The organism is Marivirga arenosa (assembly GCF_030503875.2).
In the GTDB taxonomy this organism is placed as follows: Bacteria; Bacteroidota; Bacteroidia; order Cytophagales; family Cyclobacteriaceae; genus Marivirga; species Marivirga arenosa.
Map to the genome: position 1 here is coordinate 1309613 of NZ_CP129968.2, position 14628 is coordinate 1324240.

Here is a 14628-nt window from a genome sequence, read left to right on the forward strand (position 1 = left end):
CTTATGTTAGGATTTTAAAACAATTTCACCTTTTTCAAATCAACCTCTATGACCAAGAACCAAAAACTGTTAATGCTTATTCCTGCCTTGTGGGCCAGTATATTTGATATTTTTATCACTACCTTTTTTCAGAATCCTGATTATTGGAAGGGTGACCTAAGTAAAGCAACAGAAGGTAACCCGATAGGAGCTTGGTTTATGTCACAACATGTTTCAGGTCTTTTTATTATTTCAGCATTCTGGATAGTTTTGATTGGCGTATTGGGATATTACCTGCCTAGAAAACTGAGTAAGACTTTTTTATTGTTTTGTTTGATTGCTCATAGTTATGGGGCTTCTACTTGGCTTAGTAAATTTACCGGCTTCTGGAGTTTGATTGTCTTTATTTTATTTAATACCATTTTATATGTGGTTTTGGATGAGATTATTAATCGAAAACAACAACTTCAAAAGGCATAGTGCATAAACCTACACGTTTTTAAATCTTTTCACTTTGTATTGAAACATTGAATTTCAATTGGTTCCTTTTTTATAACTAATCTTTAAAACAATTAAGGCTAAAAAAATTCAGTAGTGCAACTCAACTCTATTGTTGTTTGATTTCCGATTGGCCTCTTTAAAGTGCTTTTAAATATGGTTTATAGCTAAAAAATTAAAATATAATTCTATTATTAACTAGTTTATTGAATTAAAATATTGTTAAATTGATATATATATGCTAAATTGATATATACCTGTACAATATTAACATCTACAATTCAAATGAAACTAACAATTTGTCCTAAATGCCAGAGTGAAGATATCGTAAAAAGTGGTATTATAAAGAACAGGCAGCGATTTAAGTGTAAAGTCTGCAATTATAATTTTACTGTTAACAAAGTAGGGAAAGAAATTGATTCCTATTATGTGGTTAAAGCTTTACAGCTATATGTGGAAGGAATTTCCATGCGTGAAATAGAAAGAGTTTTAGGGGTAAGTCATGTTTCTGTTAGAAATTGGGTAAAAAAATATAATATTAAATCTCCTGAAAAATTAGAATATCATCCAACCTATAAAGTATTGTCGCATAAAGAGTTATGTGATTATGTTGCCGAAGGTAGAAATCTATCAGAGGCAGGGCTTATGATTAGTTCACTTGGTGATAAATACATGCTCATTCGCTGGGAAAGATTTAGAGACTAACTATATCCTTAACATAGGTATATATATTATGAAATAATTTAGCTATTGATCATTGATTTTTGGAGGGTAGTTCATCTGCATATAAAGGTGTATACTTAAAAAAATCAATCATGAAAAAACTACTACTCTTTTTAGTAACAATTATTGGGGTTTGCTCTTCCTCTTATGGTTTTCAGTCAGACACAACCAGTAAAGAGCTTAAGAAAGAAAAAAAGTGGGATGAGCTGACTCAGCAAGAAGTAGATCATTCCTACAAATCATTAACCGTAAAGCTGACTGAGGATGGCGCCAAATATGTCCGCTTTATTCTTTGGCACCAGCAATGGTTGCAAACATCTAATTTAGCCATTGAAGATGCTCCATTAAGAGCCAGCACCAGTATAAGAAGATCAAGGGTACTTGCTTTTGCTCAAATATCACCTAGGTTTCTCATTTTAACCCATTTCGGTTTAAACAATCTTAGCACTGCTAATATGAGTGCTTTAGGTAACAATGGGGATGGCCCTCAGTTGTTTTTACATGATGCGTGGACGGAATTTAAACTTTTCGATAATTCCGAGGCCTTATTCATTGGTGCAGGGCTTCATTATTGGAAAGGGCTTACGCGTCTTGCTAATCAAAGTACCTTAAATTTTATGACAATGGACAATACACGTCCATTTGTGCAATGGCATTCACTAGGAATAACCGACCAATTCGCCAGACATATGGGGTTCTATGCTAAAGGGCAGATCGGGAATTTTGATTATCGTATAGCAGCAAATAATCCACTTAACCCTGCAAATGCTTTAGGTTTGGGTTCCGATCTTATTAATTCAACAAATGGAGGTAATGACAGCGATTTAGTTTATCAAGGAAGTGTTGCACCTGATACGGATGGGAATCCTGTTGGGAATACTATTATTGAAGGCTATTTCCGATATAATTTTCTTGATAAAGAATCCACCAAATTACCATATCAAGTGGGTACCTATATGGGTAGTAAACAGGTTTTGGGTGTTGGTTTAGGTTTTTTTGCTCATCCAAAAGGAATGTTTAATACTGTCAGTTTAGAGCATTCTAATGTTACTCACTTGGCTGCAGATGTTTTCTATGATGCTCCAATAGGCTCAGGTGGAAATGCAATTAACGCCTATGCCTCCATTATTAATTTTAACTATGGTGAAAACTATATGTCCAGATGGGCAGGTACTGGTACGAATATATATGGTCAACTAGGCTATTTTATCAGGAAAGCCAAGTTGATGCCTTATGTTGCTTTTCAATCTGGAAATTATCAAGCTTATAATGATAATCTAAACGCTTTTGATGCTGGGGTGAATTATTTTGTAAATGGACATAATGCTAAGATCACTCTTGAGTATCATACCATTTCAAATAATCCACTTGAAGGAGGATTGGATGCTGATGGTAATCCGAATGGAGTACAACAATTAAGATTACAACTACACATATTTTTATAAAACCTAATATTATGAAAGATAACAAAGCAAGTATGAAAGCCTACTGGAAGCGAAATCTTCGGTATTTACTGATACTTCTGGTCGTTTGGTTTACGGTATCCTACGGCTGTGGGATTCTATTAGTCGATCAACTAAACCATATTAAGATCGGAGGATTTCCACTCGGATTTTGGTTTGCCCAACAGGGTTCAATTTATGTTTTTGTGATCCTGATATTCGTCTATGTTCGCTTGATGAATAAATTGGATAAGGAATTTGATGTGGACGAAAAGTAAAATTTACACCTATAAAATTTAATTAAAATGGATCAACAAATTTGGATATACTTACTGGTAGGTGTGACTTTCGCCATCTACATTGGAATTGCACTCTGGACTAAGGCGGGGTCAACGAAAGAGTTTTACGTAGCTGGTGGAGGAGTTTCTCCATTAGCAAACGGTATGGCAACTGCGGCAGATTGGATGTCAGCAGCCTCATTTATTTCAATGGCAGGTCTCATTTCCTTTGCAGGATATGATGGAGCTGTTTTTTTAATGGGCTGGACAGGGGGTTATGTTTTATTAGCCTTATTGTTAGCACCATATCTCAGGAAGTTTGGTAAGTTCACGGTTCCTGATTTTATCGGAGACAGATACTACTCTAATACTGCCAGAACTGTGGCAGTTATATGTGCGCTTTTTATATCATTTACTTATGTTGCGGGTCAAATGAGAGGTGTAGGAGTGGTTTTTAGCCGTTATCTTGAAGTAGATATTAATACCGGTGTGTACATTGGAATGGCCATTGTATTCTTTTATGCAGTATTGGGCGGTATGAAGGGGATTACCTATACTCAAGTGGCGCAATATGTTATTTTGATATTTGCGTTTATGGTACCGGCTATTTTTATTTCTATTCAATTAACTGGCAATCCTATCCCAATGCTTGGTTTTGGTTCTAAAATGACCGGTAGTGAAACTTATTTACTGGATAAGCTAAATGGATTACACGCTGAGCTAGGTTTTGCAGAGTACACAAGTGGGTCAAAATCTATGGTAGATATATTCTTTATTACCGCAGCATTAATGGTAGGTACCTCGGGCTTACCTCATGTTATTGTTCGTTTCTTCACAGTACCTAGAGTGAGAGATGCTCGTATTTCTGCTGGTTACGCTTTAGTTTTTATTGCTATTCTTTATACTTCAGCTCCTGCAGTTGCTGCTTTTGCCAGAACAAACTTAATTCAAACTGTAAGTAATAAGGAATACTCATTGATGCCTGAATGGTTCAGCAATTGGGAGCAAACAAAGCTTTTGATTTTTGAAGATAAAAATGACGATGGTGTTATTCAATATGTAGCTGATGAGAAAAAGAATGAATTAACGATTGATAAAGATATTATGGTATTAGCTAATCCAGAAATCGCTCAATTACCGAATTGGGTTGTAGGCCTTATGGCTGCAGGGGGGTTAGCAGCTGCTCTTTCAACTGCTGCAGGTTTACTCTTAGTGATTTCAACCTCTGTTTCTCATGATTTGGTTAAGAAACAAATAGCTCCAGATATTTCTGATAAAGCAGAATTATGGATCGCTAGAGGCGCAGCAATTGTAGCAGTAGTAGTGGCCGGTTATTTCGGTATAAATCCTCCTGGTTTTGTAGCGGCCGTGGTTGCCTTAGCTTTTGGATTGGCAGCAGCTTCATTTTTCCCGGCTATTATATTAGGTATTTTCTATCAAAGAATGAATAAATACGGAGCTATTGCCGGTATGGTGTCAGGATTAACTATTACTTTATTCTACATGATCACCTTTAAGTTTAACGCTTTCGGAGAGACAACTGCAGATGATCTTTGGTTTGGAATCTCACCAGAAGGTTTTGGTACTGTAGGAATGTTAATCAATTTTATTGTATCTTTTGCAGTGAGTGCTATGACGCCTCCTCCACCACAACATGTGATGGATATTGTAGATAATATCCGTTTCCCTAGGGGTGCGGGCGAAGCATCAGGCATGCACTAATTTATCTGTTTACTGAAGAGCATTGCAAAACCGCAATGCTCTTTAGTAAATTTATTTGAAGTGAAATATGACACTTAGGGATACATCAAAAAGATTAGCTTTTATCAGTGTACTTTTTATTATACTGTTCAATTTTCCATTTATATCTGTATTTAATAGTTTAGAGAGTTTCCTGGGTATCCCTATTTTATACCTTTATGTATTTTCGGCTTGGGTCATTTTTATTTTGGCGGTATATCTACTAATGAGGAAACGTTCAAAAGGTAATAAATCGTGATGAATAATTGGGTGATCATATTAGTGTCAATTGGCTACCTTATTTTACTATTTTTAGTAGCCTACTTTGGGGAATACCGTGCCAAAGCAGGAAAAAGTCTATTAAAAAATCCCTATATATATGCCCTTAGTTTAGCAGTATATTGTACTGCCTGGACGTATTATGGTTCCGTAGGAAATGCGGCTGAATCAGGATTGAATTTTTTGGCTACCTATATCGGTCCAACTTTGCTGGCACCTATATGGTGGTTTATCTTCAAAAAAATTATTAGGATTAGTAAAATTTACAAAATTACTACCATAGCAGATCTTATTTCTACACGTTATGGTAAATCTGTATCATTAGGGAGTCTAGTCGCTATTTTTTGTGTTTTAGGTATCATACCCTATATTTCTATACAGTTAAAGGCTATTTCTTCAAGTTTTCAAATGTTATATGATTCTAGCCTTGTAAGCAACTCGGCTGGTATCTCCTCCTTTATTTTCAATGATTATACTTTCTACATCACCATAGTACTTGCATTTTTTACGATAGTTTTCGGTACGAGAAATATTGATGCTACTGTAAAACAGGAGGGTATGGTGACTGCTATTGCTTTTGAATCCTTATTGAAGCTGGTAGCTTTCCTTATCATAGGATTCTTTATAACTTTTTTTGTATTCGATGGCTTTGCAGATATTTTTTCTGTGGCTGCAGAAGATTCCTCCTTAAAAAAGCTAACAACCCTGGATTTTAGTGGAGGGTATTCCGAATGGTTTTGGTTGAACATGCTATCGATGATGGCTTTCATGTTTTTACCTCGACAATTTCATGTTTCTATTAAAGAAAATACAAACGAAAAGCATCTCGATAAAGCTATTTGGCTATTTCCGCTATATATGCTAGTGATTAATATCTTTGTTATTCCTATAGCATTTGCTGGTAAAATTTTATTTTCAGGTCAAGAAGCCGTCTTAGCGGACACCTATGTTTTAGCTATTCCAATACTACTATCTCATGAATTTCTAGCCATATTGGTTTATCTGGGAGGTTTTGCTGCTGGAACAAGTATGGTGATTGTATCGACTATTGCGCTTAGCATCATGATCAGTAATAACTTGATATTTCCTTATTTGGTAGGAAATAGTCGTTTTATACGCCTTTTCAAGAATAATATTGGTCGGGGATTATTAAATGTAAGGCGAGCCTCTATATTATTGGTTTTATTATTAAGCTATGGATATTATAGCTTGATTAGTGTCCGCTTTTCCATCGTTTCGGTAGGTTTGATTTCTTTCGTAGCGGTAGCTCAATTTGCTCCCTCAATTATTGGAGGCGTATTCTGGAAAGAAGGAAATAAAAAAGGCGCTATTAGTGGTTTAGTAGCGGGTTTCATAGTCTGGTTTTTTTTTCTAGTGTTACCCACCCTTGATCAGACAGGTATCTTTGATTTCATAGTTCAAAATGAAAGACTATTTAATATAATCCCTTTGTCCGATGCTCAAGCTTTTGGGTTACCGATGAGTAAAATACCTGCCGCCCTTTTCTGGAGTCTATTCATCAATACTGCACTTTATATATTTATGTCTTTACGTTTTACTCAAAGTTCAAAAGAGCGAAATCATGCAGAAGTTTTTGTAGATGTTTTTTCATATGCCAAGGAATTTGAAAACACCATGGTTTGGAAGGGTACAGCTTATGTGAAAGATATTAAGGATTTATTGATCAAATTTATAGGATACCGTCAGGCGGATAAGATTTTAAAAGAATATGAATTAAGACAAAGCCTTCAGCTTGACCCCGATAATCTTGCAGATGCCAAATTGGTAGGATCAGTAGAGCGTACTTTAGCAGGTTTAATAGGCTCTTCTTCTGCTCGTCTTTTATTGAGTTCTACATTAAAGGAAGAGGAGATTTCAACTAAAGAAGTATTGGAAATATTAAGAGAAACACAGCAAATCGTTATTGTAAATAAGCAACTAAAAGAAAAATCAGAAGCTTTGGAAAGGGTAAGTCGAAAGCTTTTTAATACCAATGAAAAGTTATTGAAGATGGACCATATTAAAGATGAATTCATTAGCACTATAACACATGAAATGAGGACGCCTATTACTTCAATAAGAGCATTTTCTGAAATACTATATGATAATGATGATATTTCGGTGAACGAAAAGCAAGAGTTTTTAGAGACGATCATAAAAGAAACGGAAAGAATGGATAGGCTCATTTCTCAGGTTTTAGATATTGAAAAATTCAATACTGGAAAACAGAATTTTCATTTAGAATATTTAACGCTAAATGAAGTCATTCAAGAGGCTGTTAGCACTGTCCAAACTCTGATAGATCAGAAAGAAATTACCCTCAGGATAAACTTAGAACAATCAAGTGAATTTGTTTACGTCAATAAAGATCGATTGATACAGGTTTTACTTAACCTTATTTCAAATGCAATTAAATTTTGTGATCAAACTGAAGGTGAAATTCTGATCAATAGTAAGAAGGTGGAAAGTAACTTTATTGTTGAAGTGATTGATAATGGTCAAGGAATACCGGATGAGATCAAGGAGTCAATTTTCGATGTTTTTTATCAGGCTCCAGATCAAACGCGTAAAAAACCGAAAGGAAGTGGCTTAGGATTAAGTATTTGTAAAAAAATAATAGAATATCATCAAGGCGACATTTGGGTAGAGAGTGATGGTGAGCAAGGCTCTAAATTTATCTTTACCCTGCCTGCCAAAGTAATGGAAAGCATAAATGAGAATTAATTAAAATTAATGAAAAAGATATTAATTGTAGATGATGAGCCAAGTATCTTGATGTCATTGGAGTTTCTAATGAAAAAAGAAGGTCATAAAATCTTTATCGCTCGAAATGGAAGAGAGGCCATAGGGATAGTCAATCAAGAATTACCTGACGCTTTAATTCTTGATATCATGATGCCAGAAGTAGATGGTTACGAAGTGTGTGAATTTATCAAAAGCAAAGAAGAACTACAGCACATTAAAGTTATATTCCTTACAGCAAAAGCAAAAGAGGAAGATATAAAAAAAGGCCTTGATCTAGGTGCTGATTTATATTTGAAAAAACCCTTTTCAACAAAAGAATTAGTTAAAAAGGTAAATGAATTGGTTGCCTAATTTGTGAACCTTAAATGCCAATGAAAAGACGGCATACATTGCCCAAAAAATTGAATTATGAAGTACGAAGATTTTTATAAGGAAAGTATCGAGAGACCGCAAGATTTCTGGAGAAAACAGGCTAAACAGTTAGATTGGCATTCTTTTCCGGAGGTAATCATGAGCAAAGATGAATACGATTATGCACAATGGTATCAGGATGGTAAACTCAATTTGAGTTATTTATGTATTGATAAACATATTGAAGATGGATTTGGCGATACTGTAGCACTCATTTATGATTCTCCTGTCACACAAAGCAAAGAGCATATCACTTTCAATCAGTTGCATCATGAAGTTTCAAAGCTCGCAGGTGGTTTACAAAAGTTAGGCTTACAAAAGGGAGATACTTGCATAATTTACATGCCGATGATACCGCAAGCAATCTATGCTATGCTAGCTTGCGTAAGAATAGGCGTTATTCATTCTGTTGTATTTGGTGGTTTTGCTCCTCATGAGTTGGCGATAAGAATAACTGATTGCAAAGCCAAAGCCATTATAACTGCCTCAAATGGAATAGAAATTGATAAGATAATTCCTTACAAACCTTTTGTTGATGAAGCGATTGAAAGTGTTCAAGATAAACCAGAGCATGTCATAGTCTTTAATCGGAATGACACTGAGATTGAATCACCTAAAAGTTATGATGTAGACTATCAAAATCTTGTTGATAGTGCTCCTTCAGTAGAAGCAATTCCTTTGCACTCTACTCATCCTTCATACATTTTATACACTTCAGGTACTACGGGAACTCCCAAAGGGATAATTAGAGATACAGGTGGTTATGCAACCGCTTTGAAATTTTCAATGAAATATGTTTATGGAGTTGATGAGGGAGAGGTATTTTGGGCTGCAAGTGATGTGGGTTGGGTAGTGGGACATAGTTTTATTGTATACGGGCCTTTATTAAATAGAAATACGACAGTTCTATTTGAAGGCAAACCCATTAAAACTCCTGATGCTTCGACTTTTTGGCGTGTAATTAGTGAACATAAGGTAAATGTGATGTTTACAGCCCCAACGGCCATTAGAGCGATTAAAAAAGAAGATCCGAATGGTGAATTCATCAAAAAATACGATATGGATTCTTTAAAGTATCAATTCTTGGCGGGGGAACGATGTGATCTAGCAACTTTAAACTGGACTAAAGAGCACTTAAAAGTACCAGTAATCGATCATTGGTGGCAAACTGAGAGTGGCTGGCCCATGATAGCGAATATGGCAGGATTAGAGTTGAAGAAAGTGAAGCCAGGTTCAGCATCTTTTGCGGTTTGCGGTTATGATATTAGAATTTTAAATGAAGCCGGAGAGGAGGTTAATGATGATACCGAGGGATATGTTGCGGTTAAGCTTCCATTACCCCCTGGTACTTTAACGAGTCTTTGGGCTAATCCTCAGCGTTTCAAATCTGGTTATTTAGAACGTTTTCCAGGCTATTATTTTTCTGGTGATGGAGGTTATAAAGATGAGGATGGTTACATCTTTATAACAGGACGAGTAGATGATATCATCAATGTGGCAGGTCACAGATTGTCAACTGCCGAGATGGAGGAAATTGTTTCTTCCCATACATCTGTAGCAGAATGCGCTGTATTTGGCATTAACTGTGAATTGAAGGGGCAAAAACCATTAGGCTTGGTGGTTCTGAAAACTGAAAATAAACTTGAAGAAGAAAAAATAAAGAATGAAATTATCGCTAAAGTCAGACATGAGATAGGAGCAGTAGCTTCATTCAGGGATGTGCTTATAGTGCAACGATTGCCAAAAACAAGAAGTGGTAAGATTCTTAGGAAGTTGCTTCGAAGTATAGCAGATGAAAAGCAATATAATGTTCCATCCACTATAGACGATATACAGATTATAGATGAAGTGAAAACGGTATATGAAAAAGAGGGTATTGGGATTTTTAAATAAGAAATACCATTTTAGTTAAAATGATTAAAAGAATACTATTCAAAATTAAATAAACAATTATGAGTAATTACCACATAAAACATCTTGAAGAATATTATCAGGTATATAGAAAATCAGTTCGAAACCCCAGCGCATTTTGGGAAGAAATTGCCGAAGAACACTTTATGTGGCGTAAAAAATGGGATAATGTGTTAAGCTGGGATTTTTCTAAGCCAGAAGTGAAATGGTTTGAAGGAGCTAAGCTAAATATAACTGAAAATTGTATAGATCGCCATCTGTTTACTAGAGGGGATAAAACAGCTATCATATTTGAACCTAATAATCCGGATGAGGAGGCTTTGCATATTAGCTACAAAGAATTGCATAAAAGAGTATGTAAGTTCGCTAATGTGTTAAAACAGAATAATATTAAAAAGGGCGATCGAGTTTGTATTTATCTTCCGATGATACCTGAGTTAGCAATCGCAGTATTAGCTTGCGCTAGAATTGGGGCAATACATTCCGTTGTTTTTGCAGGCTTTTCATCTTCTGCACTTGCAGCTCGAATTAACGATTGTGATTGTAAAATGGTCATCACAAGTGATGGTTCCTACAGAGGGGCTAAAACGCTTGATCTAAAAAGCATCGTTGATGAAGCTTTGAAAAGTTGTTCAGGTGTAGAAACGGTACTTGTAGCTAAAAGAATAAATACTGAGATTAATATGGTTGAAAACCGTGACAAATGGCTTCAACCTTTATTAGAGGAGGCATCCACTGATTGCGAGCCAGAAATAATGGATGCAGAAGATCCGCTATTTATTTTGTATACCTCTGGTTCGACAGGAACTCCTAAAGGGATGGTTCATTCCACTGCTGGTTACATGGTTTATTCCGCCTACACTTTTAAAAATGTTTTCCAATATAGAGAACCAGACGTTTATTGGTGTACAGCCGATATCGGTTGGATTACAGGACACAGTTATATTGTTTATGGACCGCTTTGTAATGGTGCCACCACAGTGATGTTTGAAGGAGTTCCTAATTATCCAAATTTTAGTCGATTCTGGGAAATCGTGGAAAAACATAAGGTAAATCAGTTTTACACCGCTCCAACTGCAATTAGAGCTTTAGCGAAAGAGGGTGTGAGTCATTTAGAGAAGCATGATCTTTCTTCTTTAAAAGTATTGGGTACAGTTGGTGAACCAATTAATGAGGAAGCATGGCACTGGTATGATGATAATGTAGGTAAAAAGAAAGCACCAATAGTAGATACTTGGTGGCAGACAGAAACTGGAGGAATTATGATTACACCTTTAGCATTTTGTACGCCTACAAAACCGACTTATGCTACTTTGCCTTTCATTGGAATTCAACCGGCTTTAATGGATGCTGATGGCAATGAATTAATAGGAAATCAGGTCAATGGTAATTTATGCATTAAGTTTCCATGGCCAAGTATGGCAAGAACGATTTGGGGAAATCATCAGCGATACAAAGACACTTATTTTTCAGCTTATGAAAATAAATACTTTACCGGAGATGGTGCCCTAAGAGATGAAGTAGGTTATTATAGAATAACAGGACGAGTAGATGATGTCATTATTGTATCGGGGCATAATTTAGGTACTGCACCAATTGAAGATACAATAAATGAGCATCCAGCAGTGGCTGAAAGTGCAATTGTTGGCTTCCCTCATGAAATAAAAGGGAATGCACTATATGGTTACATCACGCTGAAAGATACAGGTGAAAGTAGAAATCAAGATAATTTAAGGAAGGAAATTAATCAGCTTATCACCGACCAGATAGGACCTATCGCTAAATTGGATAAAATGCAGTTTACGCAAGGTTTACCTAAAACAAGATCTGGAAAGATTATGAGAAGAATATTGAGAAAAATTGCAGAAGGAGATACCAGTAATTTAGGAGATACTTCTACATTATTGAATCCGGAAGTGGTAGAATCCATAATTGAAGGAGCAAAGTGATATGTGATAGTCAAAAGGCTGTTTTGAGTAAAGAAACAGCCTTTTGATTATCATAATAATAGTAGTACAAAACTGATGGTTAATATAATATCCTCAAAAATAGCAGACTTAATTGTGCGTTTTCCTCCTTTTGATAAGCTTGAAAAAGAAGAGCTTAATAAATTGAGTGAAGAGGCTGAGGTACTATATTTTAAATCTGGAGAAACCGTATTTAAACAAAAAGAGAAAGCCCAACCTTTTATATTTTTTTTAAAGGAAGGTCAGGTTTTACTTCGTGAAACTGATGGGCAAGAAAAAAAACTTGTTGACATATGTGATGAGGGAGAACTCTTTGGTGTTCGCGCCATGCTTACGGGTAATCCTTATGTTTTTGAAGCATACTGCGAGGAGGAGTCATTAGTTTATGCATTTCCCCTTTCTATTTTTAAGCCATTAGTAGATGCTAATAATCAAGTAAGCTTATTTTTTGCAGCAGGTTTAGCCTCCGGTCAAAAAGGAGCCCCTCAACATATTATTTCTTCCCACAATTATCGAAATACTGGATCAGACTTGTTGAGCTGGCAAAAGCCTTTGAATGAATTCAAAGAGTCACTTATTTTGATCAATTGTAGTTCTAGTATTCAATCTGCCAGTCAGAAAATGACTACTCATTCTGCAAATTGTGCTGTAATAACAGATGAGAAACAAAGAGCTGTGGGTATTATTACAGACACTGATTTGAGAGTAAAGGTAGTAAGTACTGCTTTATCTGTTCAGGAATCAGTATCTAAAATCATGTCAACAGATTTAGTAACGAAAGAAAAGGGACTCCCGCTAGCTGAATATATTATCAGCATGATGAAGTATAATATTAAGCACCTAATTATCACTGAAAAGGAAAAGGTAATAGGGATTTTCAGTCAAGAGACGCTTTTTTCTCAATTACGTTCCAATCCCTTTGCCATTATTTACAGTTTAGAATCATCTGAGAATGTTGAACAATTATGCTACCATAGAAATAAGGTAGATCAGTTTCTTCAATACTATTTAGAACAGAATATTAAAACCTCAGTTGTATCACAGCTTATCACTACTATCAATGATTCCTTAATTAAGCGAGCTATTCAGCTTGCTATTTTGGATATGGAATCTGAAAAATATTACAAACCCAAAGTAGCTTTCGCTTTCATTTCATTAGGTAGTGAAGGTCGAGAAGAACAGCTTTTAAGGACGGATCAAGACAATGCTATTATTTTTGAGAATGTAGACGCTGCAGCAATTAATTATACACGTGAATATTTCACTCAATTAGGAAGAAAAGTCAATAAAATCCTTTTTGAGGCAGGTTTCGACTATTGCCCTGCGGATATGATGGCAGGAAATCCTAATTGGTGCCTTACGCTTTCAGAATGGAAAAATCGCTTTAGTGGCTGGATCCACTCACCTGAAAAAGAAGCCTTATTGATGTCGACCATTTTCTTTGACTATCGGTATATATATGGTGAGCAGAAATTGACAAAGGAACTGGATCAATTTTTACAAAAAGAAATTAGGAGCAATAAGATTTTTTTAAATTTCTTAGCTAAAAATGCTACAAAAAATCCTGCTCCCTTAAGTTTCTTTAAAAATTTGATTGTAGAAAGATCAGGTAAACATGAGAAAGAATTTGATTTAAAGGCAAGAGCTATGATGCCCCTTACGGATATTGCTCGTGTTTTATGTCTTGAAGCAGGAAATGTGAACACTAAAAATACGATAGAGAGATATCTTTTTTTGGCAGAGAATGATAATTCCAGGAAAGAACTATACATGCAAGCGGCTCAGGCTTATGAATTTCTTTCCCAGTTTAGAGCTATTGAAGGGATGAGAAATCAAGATTCAGGAAGGTTTATTTCAATAAAAGAAATTACAAAGTTTGATCGACAGCTTTTAAGGAATTCCTTTGAACCTATTTATGATTTACAACAAATGATTGAATTGAGATTCCAACTAAATTATTTTTCATAAAATGAAAATTAGTTTTTGGAAAAATAAAGCGAAAACAGAATACCCAGAAGAAATCCTTAATTATTTCAACTTAAATAAATTGGACGATTCGCATGAAGCAGGCTATGTGATTTTCGATACGGAGTCTTCTTCACTATCTGTGTCCTCCGCACAATTGCTTTCTATCGGAGCAGTAAAAATGATAAACAATCGCATTTATGTTAATGAAACTTTCAATTGTTTTCTTGAAACCGGGAAATCAGGAGTGAAAGGAAATATACATATTCACGAGATTATGACTTCTGGAAAAGAGAACCGGGTTGAAATTAAAGCAGCACTTCTTAGCTTTTTAAAATTTATAGGGAATTCAATTTTAGTGGCACATCATGCGAAACACGATATAAGTTTAATCAATCGGTATTTGACAGAGAATTTCCCTGGGGTTAGATTAGTGAATAAAGTAATTGACACAGTAGATTTAGCCATTAAAAAGGATCAAAGTAATAATCCTTCAATTCAATTTAATGCTGAAAATTATTCGCTTGATGCCTTGCTTAAAAGATACAATATTGATCCCTTAGATCGTCATACTGCTTTGGGAGATGCCTACTCAACTGCCTTACTTTTTCAAAAGCTTATATAAGTTCAATGAATATATTATTCATATAGTCGTATTTAAACCACTAATCCTTTCATATCACTTCTGAT

11 protein-coding genes are annotated in these 14628 nt (G+C 35.3%); all 11 read left to right on the top strand.

Annotated elements, in window-relative coordinates; all coding sequences use genetic code 11:
• Nucleotides 1-48 precede the first annotated feature (48 nt).
• Nucleotides 49-459 (top strand): hypothetical protein, encoded by a 411-nt coding sequence (locus tag QYS47_RS05735; protein ID WP_322348010.1) that lies wholly within the window; start codon nucleotides 49-51, stop codon nucleotides 457-459.
• A gap of 303 nt (nucleotides 460-762) precedes the next feature.
• Entirely contained in the window at nucleotides 763-1182 is a 420-nt protein-coding gene (locus QYS47_RS05740) for a transposase-like zinc-binding domain-containing protein (RefSeq protein WP_322348011.1), read from the top strand.
• A gap of 110 nt (nucleotides 1183-1292) precedes the next feature.
• Entirely contained in the window at nucleotides 1293-2645 is a 1353-nt protein-coding gene (locus tag QYS47_RS05745; RefSeq protein WP_308357395.1) for a porin, read from the top strand.
• Nucleotides 2646-2656: 11 nt separating this feature from the next.
• Nucleotides 2657-2920 carry a DUF4212 domain-containing protein gene (locus QYS47_RS05750; protein ID WP_302103851.1) on the top strand — a complete coding sequence of 88 codons (264 nt, stop codon included), beginning with the start codon at nucleotides 2657-2659 and terminating at the stop codon, nucleotides 2918-2920.
• A gap of 27 nt (nucleotides 2921-2947) precedes the next feature.
• Complete coding sequence (locus tag QYS47_RS05755; protein WP_308357394.1) at nucleotides 2948-4642, top strand: sodium:solute symporter family protein; 1695 nt, start codon at nucleotides 2948-2950, stop codon at nucleotides 4640-4642.
• 276 nt (nucleotides 4643-4918) lie between these two features.
• A complete protein-coding gene (locus tag QYS47_RS05760; RefSeq protein ID WP_322348416.1) occupies nucleotides 4919-7663 on the top strand; it encodes a sensor histidine kinase in 2745 nt (914 codons plus the stop codon).
• 9 nt (nucleotides 7664-7672) lie between these two features.
• The gene (locus QYS47_RS05765) at nucleotides 7673-8035 is read left to right on the top strand and encodes a response regulator transcription factor (protein WP_322348012.1); all 363 of its coding nucleotides are present in this window, start codon (nucleotides 7673-7675) and stop codon (nucleotides 8033-8035) included.
• Between the two features lie 57 nt (nucleotides 8036-8092).
• Nucleotides 8093-9988 carry an acetate--CoA ligase gene (locus QYS47_RS05770; RefSeq protein ID WP_322348013.1) on the top strand — a complete coding sequence of 632 codons (1896 nt, stop codon included), beginning with the start codon at nucleotides 8093-8095 and terminating at the stop codon, nucleotides 9986-9988.
• Nucleotides 9989-10047: 59 nt separating this feature from the next.
• A complete protein-coding gene (gene acs / locus QYS47_RS05775) occupies nucleotides 10048-11955 on the top strand; it encodes an acetate--CoA ligase (RefSeq protein ID WP_308357391.1) in 1908 nt (635 codons plus the stop codon).
• A 75-nt stretch (nucleotides 11956-12030) separates the two neighbouring features.
• Entirely contained in the window at nucleotides 12031-13941 is a 1911-nt protein-coding gene (locus tag QYS47_RS05780) for a DUF294 nucleotidyltransferase-like domain-containing protein (protein WP_322348014.1), read from the top strand.
• A gap of 1 nt (nucleotide 13942) precedes the next feature.
• Nucleotides 13943-14563: a 3'-5' exonuclease gene (locus QYS47_RS05785; RefSeq protein ID WP_322348015.1), complete on the top strand. Its 621-nt coding sequence runs from the start codon at nucleotides 13943-13945 to the stop codon at nucleotides 14561-14563.
• Nucleotides 14564-14628 lie beyond the last annotated feature (65 nt).

Coding starts and splice junctions, on each gene's coding strand:
- QYS47_RS05735 (WP_322348010.1), top strand. CDS start 49: ATGACCAAGAACCAAAAACTGTTAATGCTTATTCCTGCCTTGTGGGCC.
- QYS47_RS05740 (WP_322348011.1), top strand. CDS start 763: ATGAAACTAACAATTTGTCCTAAATGCCAGAGTGAAGATATCGTAAAA.
- QYS47_RS05745 (WP_308357395.1), top strand. CDS start 1,293: ATGAAAAAACTACTACTCTTTTTAGTAACAATTATTGGGGTTTGCTCT.
- QYS47_RS05750 (WP_302103851.1), top strand. CDS start 2,657: ATGAAAGATAACAAAGCAAGTATGAAAGCCTACTGGAAGCGAAATCTT.
- QYS47_RS05755 (WP_308357394.1), top strand. CDS start 2,948: ATGGATCAACAAATTTGGATATACTTACTGGTAGGTGTGACTTTCGCC.
- QYS47_RS05760 (WP_322348416.1), top strand. CDS start 4,919: ATGAATAATTGGGTGATCATATTAGTGTCAATTGGCTACCTTATTTTA.
- QYS47_RS05765 (WP_322348012.1), top strand. CDS start 7,673: ATGAAAAAGATATTAATTGTAGATGATGAGCCAAGTATCTTGATGTCA.
- QYS47_RS05770 (WP_322348013.1), top strand. CDS start 8,093: ATGAAGTACGAAGATTTTTATAAGGAAAGTATCGAGAGACCGCAAGAT.
- acs (WP_308357391.1), top strand. CDS start 10,048: ATGAGTAATTACCACATAAAACATCTTGAAGAATATTATCAGGTATAT.
- QYS47_RS05780 (WP_322348014.1), top strand. CDS start 12,031: ATGGTTAATATAATATCCTCAAAAATAGCAGACTTAATTGTGCGTTTT.
- QYS47_RS05785 (WP_322348015.1), top strand. CDS start 13,943: ATGAAAATTAGTTTTTGGAAAAATAAAGCGAAAACAGAATACCCAGAA.